This is a genomic window from Ruegeria sp. CDSC085, assembly GCF_059610465.1.
Genome location: NZ_JBXWNR010000002.1, coordinates 332,400 through 348,311, shown reverse-complemented (window position 1 = coordinate 348,311; position 15,912 = coordinate 332,400). Strand labels below are relative to the sequence as shown.

At 56.6% G+C, this 15,912-nt stretch carries 14 protein-coding genes; 5 read left to right on the top strand and 9 right to left on the bottom strand.

Translation table 11 applies throughout. The annotated features are described in order from the left end of the window. Position 1: 1 nt before the first annotated feature. Together AC2FJB_RS05190 and AC2FJB_RS05185 are read right to left on the bottom strand one after the other, a co-directional pair. On the bottom strand, positions 2–391 hold the full coding sequence (locus tag AC2FJB_RS05190; protein ID WP_496717348.1) for an ACT domain-containing protein: 390 nt from the start codon (positions 389–391) through the stop codon (positions 2–4). Further along, positions 388–2,238: an ABC-F family ATP-binding cassette domain-containing protein gene (locus AC2FJB_RS05185; RefSeq protein WP_496717349.1), complete on the bottom strand. Its 1,851-nt coding sequence runs from the start codon at positions 2,236–2,238 to the stop codon at positions 388–390. Before AC2FJB_RS05185 ends, AC2FJB_RS05190 begins: the two co-directional genes overlap by 4 nt. A 106-nt stretch (positions 2,239–2,344) precedes the next feature. Here AC2FJB_RS05185 and AC2FJB_RS05180 point away from each other — a divergent pair, with 106 nt between their 5' ends. Further along, positions 2,345–3,547 (top strand): multidrug effflux MFS transporter, encoded by a 1,203-nt coding sequence (locus AC2FJB_RS05180; protein ID WP_496717598.1) that lies wholly within the window; start codon positions 2,345–2,347, stop codon positions 3,545–3,547. A 114-nt stretch (positions 3,548–3,661) separates the two neighbouring features. Then, positions 3,662–4,084, top strand: coding sequence for a nucleoside-diphosphate kinase (ndk, locus tag AC2FJB_RS05175; RefSeq protein WP_039530342.1), 423 nt, complete (start codon positions 3,662–3,664; stop codon positions 4,082–4,084). A 53-nt stretch (positions 4,085–4,137) separates the two neighbouring features. Here ndk and AC2FJB_RS05170 read toward each other — a convergent pair whose 3' ends face one another. Then, positions 4,138–4,485 (bottom strand): TfoX/Sxy family protein, encoded by a 348-nt coding sequence (locus AC2FJB_RS05170; RefSeq protein WP_299896399.1) that lies wholly within the window; start codon positions 4,483–4,485, stop codon positions 4,138–4,140. A 303-nt stretch (positions 4,486–4,788) separates the two neighbouring features. On the opposite strand from AC2FJB_RS05170, the gene AC2FJB_RS05165 reads away from it, so the two are divergent. Genes AC2FJB_RS05165 through AC2FJB_RS05155 form a run of 3 tightly spaced genes read left to right on the top strand, consistent with a single transcriptional unit; the run spans position 4,789 to position 7,532 of the window. Next, positions 4,789–6,309 carry a CHAD domain-containing protein gene (locus tag AC2FJB_RS05165; protein ID WP_496717350.1) on the top strand — a complete coding sequence of 507 codons (1,521 nt, stop codon included), beginning with the start codon at positions 4,789–4,791 and terminating at the stop codon, positions 6,307–6,309. A 3-nt stretch (positions 6,310–6,312) separates the two neighbouring features. Beyond that, a complete protein-coding gene (locus AC2FJB_RS05160) occupies positions 6,313–7,068 on the top strand; it encodes a ParA family protein (RefSeq protein ID WP_496717351.1) in 756 nt (251 codons plus the stop codon). Then, positions 7,065–7,532, top strand: a complete 468-nt coding sequence (locus AC2FJB_RS05155; protein WP_117869213.1) for a CYTH domain-containing protein — start codon at positions 7,065–7,067, stop codon at positions 7,530–7,532. The genes AC2FJB_RS05160 and AC2FJB_RS05155 overlap by 4 nt, the downstream gene beginning before the upstream one ends. Here AC2FJB_RS05155 and AC2FJB_RS05150 read toward each other — a convergent pair. The 6 genes from AC2FJB_RS05150 to AC2FJB_RS05125 all read right to left on the bottom strand — a co-directional run bounded on the left by AC2FJB_RS05150 (position 7,529) and on the right by AC2FJB_RS05125 (position 15,871). Next, positions 7,529–8,842 carry a sensor histidine kinase gene (locus AC2FJB_RS05150; RefSeq protein ID WP_496717352.1) on the bottom strand — a complete coding sequence of 438 codons (1,314 nt, stop codon included), beginning with the start codon at positions 8,840–8,842 and terminating at the stop codon, positions 7,529–7,531. The two genes, AC2FJB_RS05155 and AC2FJB_RS05150, sit on opposite strands and share 4 nt — an antisense overlap. 49 nt (positions 8,843–8,891) lie before the next feature. Continuing rightward, entirely contained in the window at positions 8,892–9,572 is a 681-nt protein-coding gene (locus AC2FJB_RS05145; protein WP_117869211.1) for a response regulator transcription factor, read from the bottom strand. Positions 9,573–9,752: 180 nt separating this feature from the next. Continuing rightward, positions 9,753–11,189: a Do family serine endopeptidase gene (locus AC2FJB_RS05140; RefSeq protein ID WP_496717353.1), complete on the bottom strand. Its 1,437-nt coding sequence runs from the start codon at positions 11,187–11,189 to the stop codon at positions 9,753–9,755. 749 nt (positions 11,190–11,938) lie between these two features. After that, entirely contained in the window at positions 11,939–12,538 is a 600-nt protein-coding gene (locus tag AC2FJB_RS05135; RefSeq protein WP_496717354.1) for a nucleotidyltransferase family protein, read from the bottom strand. Positions 12,539–12,569: 31 nt separating this feature from the next. Beyond that, positions 12,570–14,987: a GcvT family protein gene (locus tag AC2FJB_RS05130; RefSeq protein ID WP_496717355.1), complete on the bottom strand. Its 2,418-nt coding sequence runs from the start codon at positions 14,985–14,987 to the stop codon at positions 12,570–12,572. A gap of 83 nt (positions 14,988–15,070) precedes the next feature. Beyond that, the gene (locus tag AC2FJB_RS05125) at positions 15,071–15,871 is read right to left on the bottom strand and encodes an HpcH/HpaI aldolase family protein (protein WP_496717356.1); all 801 of its coding nucleotides are present in this window, start codon (positions 15,869–15,871) and stop codon (positions 15,071–15,073) included. Between the last annotated feature and the right edge of the window lie 41 nt (positions 15,872–15,912).

The window sequence follows — 15,912 nt, the reverse complement described above, 5'->3', positions numbered from 1 at the left end:
GCTATTTGCTGCTCCGTTGCAGGTCTTGCAGGATATTCAGGGCATCTTGCGAACAACCTGACGGGACATAGACATGATCGTGGTGATACCCCGCGACCATGTTCGCTGGGATGCCCGCCTGAGCCAGCGCGCTGGAAACGGCCGCGGTCAGACCAACACCTTCCAGCGACGAATGGACCTGCAAGGTAATGCAACGCATCGCGACGGCATCTTGCGGTGCCGCAGCGATCGGGACGACAAGAGACAGCCCTTCGGCCTCGACACAGCTGGCCCGCGTGCCCTCAGGCCAGGGTTTGTTCTCAGGCCACACGACAAAGGCAAATTCACCGGGCTGCAAGTTGGGATGCATACCGGAAATCATAGCTCCGGTGTCTTTGACGGGTGTTTTCATGCTGTTTCTGCCTGTTCAAGTCGTTCGGCGGCGGCGACCCATAAAGCCTCAGCCTTTTGCATGGCCTCGGTGACTTCGGTGAACTTGCGGTTCCAGGTTTCCAGATCGCTGATCTTATCGTCCTCGTACAACGCTGGGTCGGACAGTTTGGCGGAAAGCCTGTCATGCATATCGGTCAGCTTTTCGATCCGGTCTTCGCATTTGCGCAGATCGGCGCGCAGAGCCAACAACGCCTCGCGTGTGGGGCGTTTTGATTTGACAGTCTGGGACTTTTCCCTGACGGGTCTGTCGCGCGCCAGCAGCAGGGACCGATAGGCTTCAAGGTCGCCGTCAAAGGGTTTGACCGTACCATCCGAAACCAGCCAGAGGCGATCCGCGACAAGGCTCAGCAGATGCATGTCGTGGCTGACCAGAACCACCGCGCCGGAATAAGCAGTCAGCGCCTCGACCAGCGCCTCGCGGCTTTCGATATCAAGGTGGTTGGTCGGCTCATCAAGGATCAGCATATGGGGCGCGTCGATCGTGGCGAGCAGCAGTGAAAGGCGCGCTTTCTGTCCACCCGACAGACGCCCGACCTTGGTTTCCGCCTGATCCGCGTTCAACCCGAAACCGGCCAGTCGCGAACGCCACTTGCCGGGCGCCTCGTCAGGGCGCAGGCGGCGCAGGTGGTCCAGCGGTGTTTCGTCCACATAGAGCTCATCCACCTGATGCTGTGCAAAATAGCCGATGCGCAGCTTGTTGCTGCGGGTCATCCTGCCTGCCATCAGGGGCAGCCGGTCCGAGAGCAGCTTGGACAGGGTCGATTTCCCCTGACCGTTCTTGCCCAACAGCGCAATGCGGTCGTCTTGGTCGATGCGCAGGTTCAGACGCCGAAGCACCTCTGTCTCGCCATAACCTGTGACGCCGCCCTCAATCTGGATAATCGGTGGCGACAGTTCCTCGGGTTCCGGAAAGCTGAACGCACGGAGTGCTGCTTCTTGTGGGGTCGAGACCAGTTGGATGCGTTCGATCATCTTCAGGCGCGACTGGGCCTGAACAGCTTTCGATGCCTTATAGCGGAACCGATCCACAAAACTTTGCAAATGTGCGATGCGGGCTTTGGCCTTGACGTTTTCCGATTCCGCCTGCGCCAGACGTTCCGCACGGCGTTCCGCAAACTTGTCGTATGGCACCGCGTAATAGGTCAGCTTGCGGTCTTCCAGATGCAGGATCGACCCCACGGCACGGTTCAGAAGACCTCGGTCGTGGCTGATGATGATCACCGTGTGAGGATACTTGGCCAGATAGCTCTCGAGCCACAGCGCGCCTTCGAGGTCCAGATAGTTTGTCGGTTCGTCCAGCAGCAGCAGATCTGGTTGAGAAAACAGCACCGCCGCCAGCGCAACGCGCATCCGCCACCCGCCCGAGAAATCCGAGCACGGGCGCAGTTGGTCTTCGTCATCAAACCCCAGCCCCTTGAGGATCGAAGCCGCGCGCGCCTCGGCGGACCAGGCGTCGATATCGGCCAGACGGGTCTGAATTTCGGCGATACGTGTCGGGTCTTCGGCGCTTTCGGCCTCGGCCATCAATGCACCGCGTTCGGTATCGGCGGCCAGAACCGTGTTGATCAGCGAGACATCAGAGGAGGGCACCTCTTGCGCCACACCGCCAATCCGAGCGCGTTTCGGGACCGAGATATTACCGGATTCCAGAGCCAACTCCCCCCGGATCAGGCGGAACAGCGTGGTCTTTCCGGTTCCGTTCCGACCGACAAGGCCAACCTTGTGACCATCGGGAATCGTTGCGGTTGCGCCATCAAACAATGGACGACCTTCAACGGCATAGGTGATGTCTTCGATCCGTAACATGGAGCGCTCTTAGCAGAGCTGTGATGCCGCCGCCAGCGGCTTGGCATGTTCAATCTGCAAGCAATGTGTTAGCGCTGTGTCGTTTGCTTTTCTGAACGGTTTTCACATGCGCGCGGCCCGGACGCCTCCACACTTGGTCACTCTGATCTTTGCCACAGCATTGTCGGTTTTGTCGCTGAATATGTTCCTGCCTTCTCTGGCCCATATGAGCGAAGACTTCGGGGTGGATTATGGCCTCATGAATCTGTCGGTCGCGGGGTATTTAGCGGTCTCGGCCGTGCTGCAACTGATCATGGGGCCTTTGTCGGATCGTTTCGGTCGCAGGCCGATCCTGTTGATCTGTATGTCCATCTTCGTCATCTCCTCAATCGGATGCTCTCTGGCCGGGTCCATCTGGACCTTTCTCGGCTTCCGTCTTTTGCAGGCCGCGGTGGTGGCTGGGTCGGTTCTGTCCAGCGCATCGATCAGAGATCGGTATCCGCCGAACGAGGCTGCAAGCAAACTCGGTTATGTCGCGATGGCCATGGCTTTGGCGCCAATGCTTGGCCCGATGCTGGGTGGGACGCTGGATATGCTGTTCGGCTGGCGTTCGGGATTTGTGCTCTACACAGTGCTAGGGGCAGGGCTGTTGGGGCTGCTGCGGTTCGATATGGGCGAGACGAACATGAACCGCTCTTCGACTTTCGCGGCCCAGTTGCGGGAATACCCGCATCTTTTACGCGCCCGCCGGTTCTGGGGGTATGCCCTGTGTGCGGCGTTTTCCATCGGCGGGTTCTACAGCTTTATTACCGGTGCTCCGCTGGTTGCGGCCGCGTGGTTCGACCTGAGCCCCGCATTGCTGGGTCTTGGAATTGGCATTATCACGGGTGGGTTCATGGTCGGGAACTTCGTAACCGGCCGGATCGCGGCGCACACACGTCTGACCACGATGATCTTGATCGGCCGGGTCGTGGCTTCGACCGGGCCTTTCTGCGGACTGCTGCTGTTTCTGGCTGATCTGGGGTCGGTCTGGGTGTTCTTCGGCTCGGCCATCTGTGTCGGGTTCGGCAACGGGCTGACCAATGCAAACGCCTCGGCGGGCGTCATGTCCGTTCGCCCCAAGCTGGCAGGAAGTGCGGCGGGGTTGTCGGGGGCGATGGTTGTAGCGCTGGGTGCGATCCTGACTTCGATGACCGGCGCATTTGTCAGCCCCGAAAACGGGCCGTTTCTGGTTCTGGGCATGATGTGGGCAAGCAGCTTTGCAGGCCTGCTTGCAGTGCTTTACGTTCGGCGTCTGGACAGGAAGGACCCTTTACCGGACACATTCTGAACCTCAAAGCGGCAGGCAGACCATCATAACACTTTTCATGAGCGATAGACCGTGATACGCGGCGCGCGATGGATTTCGGCGCGGACCCGCGCCACATTGCAAGGAGAGGCCGACATGGCACTGGAACGCACATTTTCGATCATCAAACCCGACGCAACCCGCCGCAACCTGACTGGCAAGATCAACGCCAAGTTCGAAGACGCCGGTCTGCGCATCGTTGCGCAAAAGCGCATCCACATGACCAAGGAACAAGCCGGCAAGTTCTACGAAGTTCACGCCGAGCGTCCGTTCTATGATGAATTGTGCGAGTTCATGTCGTCGGCTCCGGTTGTTGTTCAGGTTCTGGAAGGCGAAGGTGCCATTGCAAAGAACCGCGAAGTCATGGGCGCAACTAACCCCGCAGACGCAGCACCCGGCACCATCCGTGCCGAGTTCGCTGAATCGGTTGGTGAAAACTCGGTTCATGGTTCGGATGCACCGGAAACTGCGGCTGTTGAGATCGCGTATTTCTTCTCGGGTATCGAACTGGTCGGTTAAGCCGGTTTTCTGCCGAAAGATCGGGCCGCTCTGCAAGGGGCGGCCTTTTTTGTTCAGACTTGCTTTAGGTCTTTGGGAGCGACGCGAACGCCGATTGCGTCCAGGTCCGCAACCATCTGGTTCTCCGGCGCCGCGCTGTTACCGGCCTTGATCGCGTCGAAACGCTGTCGCAGCTCTTTTTTCTCTTCACCCTTGCAATCATTCCAGGGGCGTCCCTGAAGCCCCATCACCAAAACATAGTAGCCGATGAAATGTGCTTTGGTACCAGCCCGCAAAAGCCGGGCATAGGCTTCATCCGGCCCCAGTTCCCGCAACTCGTCGGCCGAGTGGATGCCGGCGCGCGCGCAGGCCTGCTCAAAGGCCGGACCAAGGTTGCGGATCGAGGAAACGGGATCACTCATAAGTCTCTATTACTTACGCCTTCGGGGGCTGTCACCCATGTTTGTAAATTGCCAAAACATAATGGCTTGCTGTCGTCTCGAGTTTCAGCTCTCATGAAGTCATGCTGTCTCGGAGGGCCGGGTTTCAGAAGCCAGAAATACCGAAAGTGACCCGGTCAGGGGCAAGACAAGCTTCTGGCAAAAATTGGAGGTGAAAACCCTGTACGTATTGAAGGATCAGAACCATCGAAGAGGAACCAGCGTGCAGAAGATCGTTGAGACAAATGTCAATGAATACCTGAAAGCGCCCCGGATCGGCGGATCATGACCAAACCTTCAGATGTTCAAGGCTTTCTGTCCAAACCGATTGACGAGGCGCTTCTTGAAAGGCTCATTCCCGGGTTTACGATCAGGATCGACCCAACTGGAGTTGCGAAACCTTTCGTGCAGCTGGATTGCCACGATCAATCGTTGCGGAAATCAGGTCGTGTTCTGGTTGAGGTCGGGGAAACACTGTGGCTTTTCCAGAATGGCCGTGCGCCACTGTCTCAACGCTGCAAGGGGCAGGGGCGGTTTGTTCAAGACCTGCCGCAGGGCCCCGTTAAAGCAGCTTTGAAAGGGTTTCCGAAACTGCGCGCGCTGATGCAGATCGGAGCCGGGGAGATTCAGACGAAACCACTCGCCGTATTGGATGAGTTGGACAAAACGCTAGTCAGGGGAAAGGTTTGGTGCCTGTCCTCGACAACCGGTCAGGCGACGATTGTTAAGTTTCAGCGACTGCGTGGGTATGAGAGAGCGTTTCAAAAGGTAAACACCGCGATGTCTGCCATGTCAGGGGGTGGGTCGGGTGCCGAAGCGTTTTACGCCGGGCTTTTCTCGGACATGGTTCCCTATCGGGCCAAGCCTGAGATCGAGTTGGGAAAAGCTGAACCATCCATTCAGGTCGCTGCGGATATTATTCAAAACTATCTGAAAGTTGCCCGGCAAAACGAAGAAGGAATTATCGCCGATATCGACACGGAATTTCTACATGATTACCGAGTGTCTCTGCGGAAGGTCCGATCTGTGATCAGCCTGTTCAAAGGCGTTTTTTCCGACGCGCAGACCGTGCATTTGAAGCAGGTCTTTTCCGACCTCATGACCCCCACCGGCCGTATGCGTGATCTGGATGTCTACCTTCTGGAAAAAGATAAATACTTCAGTTTCTTACCGTCCATACTTCATGATGGCTTGCAAGAAATGTTCGACCTTTTCGAGACGGAACGCGCGCGGGAACTGTCACGCTTGTCCCGCCGATTGCGCAGCGAAGAATACAACGCCTGTCTGACCAATCTGACAGCATTGTTCAACGGAATAGATCGTTTAGAACCCGGATCAAACGCAAAGCGCGGGGCACACGAATATGCATGCGCATTGATTTGGAAACGGTATCGCAAGGTATGCAAGGTCGCTCGTGGCATCACCGACGACACTCCGGATGACACGGTGCATGACCTTCGCATTGATTGTAAAAAACTGCGCTACCTGATGGAATTCTTTGGCCCTCTCTTTGATGCAAAGAACTTCAAGGAGATCATCAAACCATTGAAAAAGCTGCAGGACAATCTGGGTCTGTTTAACGATTACTCCGTTCAGCAAGAGTCTTTGCTGGCCTTTGTCGCGCAGCACAGCAACGCGCAGGGCCGCGTGGATGCGCGGATTGGTCTGGCTGTGGGTGGATTGATCGCGGTTCTGGATCAACGCCAGAAGGCCGAGCGGAGCCGCGTGCTTTCCAGCTTTGAGAAATTCGACGGGCCGGAAACCCGGCACTTGTTCCGGACCTTGTTTCACCGGAAAGAGGAGTGAGGAATGAAGATCATTGCCTGTTACAGCAACAAGGGCGGTGTCGGTAAAACAGCAACCTCGGTGAACCTGGCTTATGCATATGCGCAGGCGGGGCAACAGGTGCTGCTGTGTGACCTTGACCCTCAGGGCGCATCGGGGTTCTACTTTCGGGTGAAGCCTTCGAAAAAGCTGACGGATGCGCGGTTTTTCGAAGATGTGGAACGGTTTACCAAGGCAATCCGGGCCAGCGATTTCGAAGGTTTGGACGTGCTGCCAGCGAATCTGACCTTTCGTGATTTTGATGTGTTCCTGTCGCGGATGCGAAACAAACGTTCGCGGTTGAAAAGAGCTTTAAAAGCCGCAGGTAGCGATTATGATGTGATCATTCTGGATTGCCCGCCCAATTTTTCGACCCTGTCCGAGAATATCTTCAAGGCAGCCGATGAAATCGTCGTGCCGGTCATTCCCACAACCCTGTCCGAACGGACGTTCGATCAGTTGGTTGAGTTTTTTGACAAACACAAGTTGCGCAAGAAAAAACTGCGGGCCTTTTTTTCGATGGTGCAACACCGAAAGGTTTTGCATCAGGAAACTATGGAGGCGATGCGCAAGCTGTATCCAAAACGCTTTTTGCAGACGACGGTTCCTTTCGCTGCGGATATCGAAAAGATGGGTCAGCATCGTGCCCCGATCAGTACCTTTGCCGGGCGCAGTGTATCCTGTGCTGCCTACCGGGCACTGTTTGAGGAATTGGAGAGCGGAGTGATTTCAAACCGATGAGCAAAGAAATCGAACGCAAGTTTCTGGTGGCAAACCTGCCGGACCTGAGCAAAGCGAAAAAAGCCGTTGTACGACAGGGTTATCTGACCGCGCCCGACGACTCCGCCGAGTTGCGGTTGAGGCAAAAAAACGATGCGTATTTCCTGACTTTGAAAGGTGTCGGCGGCCTGGTGCGGATGGAGCGCGAGGCCGAGATCACTGCGGAACAGTTCGATACCTTCTGGCCGGAAACAGAAGGGCGGCGGGTTGAGAAGATACGCTACACCGCTCAATTGCAGGATGGTCTGGTATTTGAGCTGGACGTCTTCGCGGGAGATCTGGCACCGTTGTGCCTGGTGGAAGTGGAATTCACCTCACAGGACCAGGCCGCAAGATACGTCCCACCGGATTGGTTCGGTACGGATGTCACCGACGATACGCGCTATAAAAACAAGACCATGGCAATAAATGGTGTTCCGGATTAACGCTGTTGAGCCAGATTGATCGTGGTTTCCAGCCCGGGGTCACAGTTCCGGGCGGCAAATTTCCCACCGTGCATATGTGAAATTGCTGCGACCAGAGCCAGGCCCAAACCCGCATTGCGTTCCGTCCGAGCGGGGTCAAGTGTCACGAATGGAAGCTGAAGGCGATCCAGTTCTTCGGGGGGAACGCCGGGTCCACGATCCCTGACGCTTAGCTGGTCAAGACCGTCGCGCGCATCGATAGAAATCGTGATCGCGGTATCTGCTGGTGCGTAACGCAAGGCGTTTTCCAACAGATTGGAAAGAGCTTGCGACAGAAGAGGCCGGTGCCCCTGAATGGCAGGGGCAGAGCCCCTGACTTCAAGTTGTACACCTTGATCGGCGGCGACCGGGTCATAAAGCTCTACAACATCGCCAACCAGTTGCTGCAAATCGATGGTTTCGAATTGCTCTCGTCCCAGACCGGCCTCGGCCCGTGAGATTTCGGTGAGTTGCCCCAATACGCGCAAAACGTGATCAATTTCACCCGTTGCCCGTACGATATCGATCTCGCGATCCAGATCGCTTTTGCCGGGTTCAGAGAGGGCCTCAACTCGTTGTCGCAGGCGAGACAAAGGCGAGCGAAGATCATGCGCAATCGAATTCGAGGTGGTGCGAAGGTTGCTGATCAATTCCTCGATCCGGTCGAGCATGTTGTTCAATGTGCCTGAAACCTGATCGAATTCGTCCCCGGTTCCACGCAGCGGCATCCGCTTTGACAGATCGCCTGAAACGATATTCTCAGCCGTGCTGGCAATATCCGAGAGGCGCGAGAATACCAACCGCGTGAACAACCAACCGGTGATGACGCTCAGAACCAAAGCAATCCCCAGCGCCAGGGCAACTGAGCGAAACAGAACCCTGTCGAATTGCTGGCGCGACGCAGCATCCCGCCCAACCAGAAGGCGCTCGCCGCCCGGCAGGCGGATCGATGCGGCTGAGACGGACACGAGCTGATCATTGTCTGCTCGGCGTAATTCCAAGTCTACCCAACCACTTCCGGCGGCAATGTTCACCGGCCAGGACTTGAGATTGCCTACAAGTTTGAGGCCCAACCGATCTGTCAAAAGATAGAGCGCGTCCCGCTCTGCGGCACTTGGCAAACGGCGCTCAATTGCAGTGATCAACCCAATCAGCCCGCGCCTTTCGTATTCATCTGCAAGGCCCGTCAACTCTGCTGATACGACCGAGCGGGTCTCGGCTTCGATGCTTCGGTTGGCGGTCACATAGACGAACGCGAGCACAGACGCTGTCAGAATCGTGCTCAGAATCATGCTGGTTGCTACCAGCCTTGTTCTTGAATTGTTTAACGAAAGCCCAAGGTTATCCATCGGACATCATGTAACCCGCTCCACGGACGGTTTCAATCAGCTGCGCGTCACCGCCTTCGTCCAGCTGGCGCCGTAATTTCGAGATATGAACGTCCACAACGTTGGTGTTCGGGTCAAAGTGGTAATCCCAAACTCCTTCAAGCAACATGGTGCGCGACACCACACGGTTTTTGCGACGCAGGAAAAACTCGAGAATCTGAAACTCACGTGGTGTCAGTGTGATCTCGTGCCCGTCGCGCGTGACTTTGCGGGTCAACAAATCCATCTGCAGGTCTTTGCAGGTCAATGTCGGCGCCTCTTCGGATTCCTGAGGGCGGCGCAGCAAGGCCTCGATCCTGGCGTGCAACTCCTGGAACGAGAATGGCTTGACCAGATAATCGTCGGCGCCCGAGCGCAGGCCCTTGACCCGTTCGTCCACCGCGCTCATCGCCGTCAGCATCAATACCGGGGTTTTCAATCCGGCCGCCCGCATGGATTTGATCAGTGACAGCCCGTCCAGACCGGGTAACATCCTGTCCAGAACAATGGCGTCAAACCCACCGTCAGTGGCATGGTACAGCCCCTCGCGACCGTCAGCCGCGGTTTCAACCACGTATCCCTCTTCGCCAAAACCCTTGGCGATGAAGTCCTTTGTGTCAGCATCATCTTCGACGATCAACAGACGGCGGCTCATGGTCGGGCTCCTTTCTTTTTATATTTAATCACAAATTTCAGGTAAAGCATATGGTTAGGAGAAGTTCTTGCCGGGTGCTGGGCCTGCACCCGGCAAGCCCGGCGGACAGTGGACAACTCTGATCCGCCGGGTGAGGCGTGCGCCGGAAATCCCCATCAAGCAGCGCACGCATGTTCAGGTTCAGGCCAGTTCGACCGCGACGAAGATCTGGCTGCCGCCACGATTGATCAGCACCAGGGCAGGATCGGTTTTTTCGCTGTCCAGCGCCGCCTTCAGAGCGTCCGGTGTGGAGGTGTCCTGATTGCCCAACTTGACGATCACGTCACCACGCTGCAGGCCGGCTTTTGCCGCGGGGCTGTCGGGCTTCAGGTCGGTGACGACGACGCCCTCGACGTTTACGGCAACACCTGTCTCGGCCCGAACCGTTTCGGTCAGCGGTGCCACGGTAACACCGAGCGTTGTGCCCGCAACTTCTGCTTCGACCGGTTTGTCGGCCTCGGCCGATGCGGTCTGATGCTGGCCAACAGTAAGGGACACTGTTTTCTGCTTGCCGTCACGCAACACGGTCAGAGTGCTGTCGGTGCCGACTTTGGTCGTGCCCACAAGGATGGGAAGATCACCACTGGAGTCTACGGCATCGTCGTTGAATGACAGGATCACGTCGCCTTGCTTCAGGACACCGTCTGCCGGGCTGCCTAAAACTACGTCGGACACCAACGCGCCCGTGGAAGCCTCAATCCCCAACGCCGCCGCAAGTTGTGGGCTAACGTTCTGGATCGACACGCCCAGCCAACCCCGGCTGACCTGTCCATCATCACGCAGATCGGCTGCGATGTGTTCAACGATGTTCGAAGTTACGGCAAATCCAAGACCGACCGACCCACCGCTGGGCGAATAGATGGCCGAGTTCACGCCAACAACTTCGCCTTCCATGTTGAACAGAGGGCCGCCCGAGTTGCCCTTGTTGATCGCTGCATCCGTCTGGATGAACTCTGCATATGGACCTTCCGAGATGTTGCGGCCTTTTGCCGAAACGATACCTGTGGTCACGGTCGAGCTCAGGCCGAAGGGGTTGCCGATGGCGACCACGTCTTCACCTACGCGGATTGTGTCACTGTCGCCAAGTTCCACGGCTTGCAGGTCAGTCCCCGTGTCGATTTTCAGAACCGCGATATCCGTTAGCGGGTCTGTTCCGACCACTTCGGCGTCGAAGGTGCGATCATCGCTGAGGCGCACGGTCACGGTCGAGGCATTGTCGACGACATGGTGATTGGTGATGATGTATCCGGCCTCATCCAGAACAAAACCCGAGCCCAGGCCCTGGGACGGGCCACGTTGCGGCATGTTGAACCCTTCCGGGCCGCCGAAGCGTTTGAAGAATTCACCAAAGGGATGCCCTTCAAAGTCAAAGTTCTGACCCTGGGCTGGGGTCGGCACTGCGTCGTGTTCGGCGATGATGGTTACGACCGACGGTGAAACGGTCTCAACCAGATCAGCCAATGCCTCGTCCGCCATTGACGGCATGGCCGTCGCTGCCAGAAGGGCCGCGCCGAGCGCGCTGGCACCTGCCCAGTTGGAAGTGCGGGGAAGTAGAAGCGAGGATTTGCGGATGCTCATTTGTGTCTCCTGTTATGTTCACGCAGTTGCGGCTGCGCGTTGAGACAACAGATGCCTTCTCAGAATTGGCGTTTCCTGACTGATCAATTAATAAATCTTAATTTTGCCACAAAGCCGGTGTTGTGTGACGGCTGACGTCGGTCGGGATTCGCGGGCTTTTACCGATCCGGACCAAAGCGAATCGGAGGATTGTTGCTAAAAATGGCGTCAAACTTTCAAAAACATTGAATTTGTTTTGTTTTGTTGACAATCATCCTTCCGAAAGATCGAGAAAAAGGCTGCTCTTCCAATGGTTGTGGGTGAGTCTGTGTGAGGCATGGCTTGACACAATAAACATGTTTTGGACTGCGGATATTGGTGAATAAGTTTGCGCTTAATCCCGAATCGCTACCGTTTCCCAAAGGCAATAATCGCCTTAAGGTTGAATTTGACGCAACGCGATGTTGCGCAAAAACCATTCGAGGAAGACCCAAATTATCCCTTCCATCCAATTTTACATTGTTTCGCGCGATCGGATAAGTGAGGATGAAGGTGCCCAAGTGAGGGGAGCCAAAAGCGCTAGGGGGCGCTTGCGGCTAACTCGATCACCAAAAGTGATAGCGGCATGTTAACGAGGGGGTCTTGTTTAGGTTTAGCTGCTTGGGAGTCGGGGTGTTTCTGAAAGCACACTGGCCACACTTTGGAGATTGAGCAAAGTGGTAGTCCTGTTTTGGGCACCGGCCCGGTCGATTAGACCGGGCCGTGTTTGTTCAGAGAGTATGTTTTCCGCGCCAGTCCTTCCAGTCTTCCGGGGTATCCAGATCCAACCGTGCATTTTGGGCGGGCAGGGGATGCAGATGAACGCTGTCCCGATATTTTCGCACAATCTCCTGCGCGCCGTCGTCCCCTTTCAGCCGTGACAGTTGATCGAAAAGAGATCTGTCAAACACGACCGGATGACCGGGCTTTCCATCCTCGGTTGTTCCACGCCAGATCAGGTTGTCGGGGTGGGCACGTCGCGCTTTCAGAATTGTGGTCAGATCTGTTTCGGTCAGATCGGGTAGATCGGCCAACAAAACCATAGTGGCTGGTGCATCCGACGGCAGCTTTTGGATCGCGGCGCGCAGACTGGCATTCATTCCTTCTGCCGCATCCCAGACCGGAACGATCTGAACATCAGAGCCATCAAGCGCGTCATATCTTGGATGCGGTTCAGGAGGCAGGGCGACGATCACAGGCCCAACGGCGCAGGCCATGCTTGCGGAACGGGCGAGCAACGGAATGCCGTTGATCGGTTGCATCAGCTTGTCGATGTCGCCCATGCGGCTGGATTGACCCGCAGCCAGAATGATAATGGGAATCTTAATCATCCCGCTACAATGCCGTTGACCCAGGCGCGAGTCATCCCCTCATTCGGGCGCGGTCAGCGTCAAACAAGTGTGTCGAGATAACCTTTGCCTTGCGCATCTGGCCCAGTATTTCGATCTCAACTTCAAGCCCATCTGCTACGCGTTCAGACGGCAGGAAACCAATGGCGACAGACTTTCGTGCGTGGTGTGAATAGCCACCTGAGGTGCAGAAACCAACAACTGCGCTATCCAACCAGATCGGTTCATAGGCGTTGACGTCTGTGTCATCGGCTTCGACTTCGAAAGCGACCAAGGTGCGTGTCGCGCCTTTGGCACGATCCGCCTCAGCAGCTGCGCGACCAATGAAGTCTGCATTCTTGCGAAACGAGATGAACCTGTCCAACCCGGTTTCCGCAGCGGTGTAGTCGGGTGAAAACTCTCGCATCCACGACCCGAAGAACTTGTCCAGACGCAGGCTCATCATTGCGCGCATTCCAAAGGGAACCATGCCATGGGGCTGCCCCGCTTCCCACAATGTCCACCAAAGTTGCCGCTGCGCCATCGGATCGCAGTAGATCTCGAATCCAAGATCGCCGGTATAACTGACCCTCTGTGCTATGCATTCCGTCATGCCCACGGTCATGCGGCGCACATCGAGGAAGCGGAAATCACTCAGGTCATCGCGGGAACACGCAGCCAGAACCTGCATTGCCTTGGGTCCCGCGATCTGAAAGCCGTTCAAGCGGTTGCTGATATTCTCAATCGTCACGCCGTCCTGTGTGTGCTGCTGGAACCAACGCATGTGGAAGGCCTGACTGCCGTAGGAAGCCGTGAGTTGAAACTCAGTCTCACTGAGGCAGGAAACAGTGAAGTCCCCGATCAGTTTGCCCTTGGGCGACAGCATCGGGGTCAACGACAGTCGTCCGGGTTTCGGTATCCGACCTGCCATGATCCGATCCAGCCAACCGCGTGCGTTGGGTCCTGAGATGCGATACTTGCCGAAATTGTGGACTTCGTTGATACCCACACCCTCGCGCACGGTACGCACTTCGCGACCTGTCGCGGCAAACGCATTCGAACGCCGGAACGAAGGCGTCTCATATCCCGGCTCGTCTCCTTGCGCGAAGTAGTTGGCGACCTCCAGACCGTATTGCTGCCCCCAGACCGCCCCCAGATCGGTGAAGATGTCGTACATCGGGGTCGTGCGGTTGGGGCGCGCTGCGGGCAGTTCTTCGTTCGGATAGGCGACGCTGAAGCGTTTCTGATAGTTCTCGATGACTTTTGGGCGGGTATACCCCGGGCTGATCCAGTCGCCGAAACGCGCAATATCCATGGCAAAGACATCGCGTTCGGGTTCGCCTTCGATCATCCATTGCGCCAGTGTCAGGCCAACGCCGCCACCCTGGCTGAAGCCTGCCATGACTCCGCAAGCCGACCAGTAGTTGCGTATGCCCGGTACCGGCCCGACCAGAGGGTTGCCGTCGGGTGCAAAGGTGAACGGACCGTGGATCACCGATTTCACCCCCGCTTCTGCCAGAACCGGAAAACGGCGATAGGCGAATTCGATACTGTCCGTGATCTTGTCATAATCGTCGGGCAGCAATTCATGGCCAAACTCCCACGGTGTGCCATCAACAGCCCAAGGTTTGCAGGGTTGTTCATAGAACCCAATGCACAAACCGCGCCCTTCCTGCCGCAGGTAGCTTTCGCCGGCGGGGTCCATGACGTGTGGATGTTCGCCACCCGCGTCGATGATCGCCCCGATCTGAGGGATCGAGTCGGTCACCAGATACTGATGTTCCATAGGGTGCAGCGGGAAATAGACACCGGCCATCGCGCCAACCTCACGCGCCCAGAGCCCGCCTGCGTTTACGACATGTTCGGCGTGAATCGTACCTTTGTCGGTCACCACATCCCAGGTCCCATCGGGGCGTTGGTTGGTTTCACGTACCATGCAATGAGTTTCTATGGTTGCACCACCCATGCGGGCTGCCTTGGCATAAGCATGCGTGGTACCCGATGGGTCAAGATGCCCATCCAGAGGATCATAGAGCGCACCGATAATGCCGTCTGTGTTGGTGATGGGCGCGATCTGCTTGATCTCGTCCGGGCCAACGATTTCGGTTTCCAGCCCCATGAACCTGTGCTTGGCGCGTTCGGCCAGCAGCATGTCGAACCGGTCCTGGTTGTCGGCCAGTGTCACGCCGCCCACATGGTGCAGGCCACAGGACATTCCGGTGATCTCTTCCAGTTCTTTGTACAGCCGGATCGTATACCCCTGCAGCGCCGCCATATTGGTGTCGCCGTTCAACGTGTGAAATCCGCCTGCGGCGTGCCATGTCGATCCGCTGGTCAACTCGGACCGCTCCAGCAGCATAACGTCGGACCAGCCCAGTTTTGTCAGGTGATACAGAACCGAGCATCCGACAACGCCGCCTCCGATAACTGCGACACGGGTGGTGGTTTTCACGATGTATCTCCCTATGGTTTTGGGAAAAACTGTCGAGCCGATACGGATTTTACTGTTCTGTTAGCGACAGCAGATGTCGTATGTTACGTTTTGCACCAGCTTTGGATTTGCAGAGCCTTCTCGCGCAGCCAAAGTGCGTCAAAACCTCCGACCAGACGATAGCCGCGAGAAAACAAATCGGTTGCCTGCGCTTCGTTCAGCGCCACATTGCCCAGTGGTATTTCGGCCCTGAAGGCGGCATTTTCCACTTTCCGGACAGCTGAAACAAAGTCCGGGTGATCAAACTGGCCCATCACGCCCAACTCAGTGCTAAGGTCGAACTGTGCGATGATCAGCATATCCACGCCTGGAACAGCGCAAATGGATTCGATATTTTCAAGGGCTTCAACCGTTTCGACCAGTATGCAACAGATTAGTTCCGGCCCCACAACGCTTGGGTAGGTGGTGAGAGTTTCGCCCCAACGCGACTGCGCGAGAAACGGTCCGAAACCACGGGTTCCATCGGGGGGATAGCGCAGGCTTTCGACGGCGCTCCGGGTGTCTTCCACGGTTCGGACAAGGGGAAACACGATACCTTCTGCGCCCAAATCCAAAGCGCGCTTTACGTCCGCTGGCTGGTTTTGCGCCACGCGTACCAACGGCGCACAGCTTGTTCCCGCAGTTGCGGCGATCATAGCGTGAGCCGAGGCATAGTCGATTGCTCCATGCTCAAGATCGATAATCACGGAGTCGACCCCGCATGCCGCCAGCGCCTGCGTAACGGTCGCCGAAGGTATCGTACATACCACCGAGCTGAGTCGATCTTTTGTGTCCTGCAGTTTCGTCTTGAGGCTGGGCATAATGAATTTGTCCTGCAATCGATTGGCAAAATTGATGACAGTCATTCTAGCAGCGCCCGGAACATTTCAGAAAAAAAATCGCAGAC

Coding starts and splice junctions, on each gene's coding strand:
- AC2FJB_RS05150 (WP_496717352.1), bottom strand. CDS start 8,842: ATGATTCTGAGCACGATTCTGACAGCGTCTGTGCTCGCGTTCGTCTAT.
- AC2FJB_RS05135 (WP_496717354.1), bottom strand. CDS start 12,538: ATGATTAAGATTCCCATTATCATTCTGGCTGCGGGTCAATCCAGCCGC.
- AC2FJB_RS05145 (WP_117869211.1), bottom strand. CDS start 9,572: ATGAGCCGCCGTCTGTTGATCGTCGAAGATGATGCTGACACAAAGGAC.
- ndk (WP_039530342.1), top strand. CDS start 3,662: ATGGCACTGGAACGCACATTTTCGATCATCAAACCCGACGCAACCCGC.
- AC2FJB_RS05180 (WP_496717598.1), top strand. CDS start 2,345: ATGCGCGCGGCCCGGACGCCTCCACACTTGGTCACTCTGATCTTTGCC.
- AC2FJB_RS05165 (WP_496717350.1), top strand. CDS start 4,789: ATGACCAAACCTTCAGATGTTCAAGGCTTTCTGTCCAAACCGATTGAC.
- AC2FJB_RS05140 (WP_496717353.1), bottom strand. CDS start 11,189: ATGAGCATCCGCAAATCCTCGCTTCTACTTCCCCGCACTTCCAACTGG.
- AC2FJB_RS05190 (WP_496717348.1), bottom strand. CDS start 391: ATGAAAACACCCGTCAAAGACACCGGAGCTATGATTTCCGGTATGCAT.
- AC2FJB_RS05160 (WP_496717351.1), top strand. CDS start 6,313: ATGAAGATCATTGCCTGTTACAGCAACAAGGGCGGTGTCGGTAAAACA.
- AC2FJB_RS05170 (WP_299896399.1), bottom strand. CDS start 4,485: ATGAGTGATCCCGTTTCCTCGATCCGCAACCTTGGTCCGGCCTTTGAG.
- AC2FJB_RS05125 (WP_496717356.1), bottom strand. CDS start 15,871: ATGACTGTCATCAATTTTGCCAATCGATTGCAGGACAAATTCATTATG.
- AC2FJB_RS05155 (WP_117869213.1), top strand. CDS start 7,065: ATGAGCAAAGAAATCGAACGCAAGTTTCTGGTGGCAAACCTGCCGGAC.
- AC2FJB_RS05185 (WP_496717349.1), bottom strand. CDS start 2,238: ATGTTACGGATCGAAGACATCACCTATGCCGTTGAAGGTCGTCCATTG.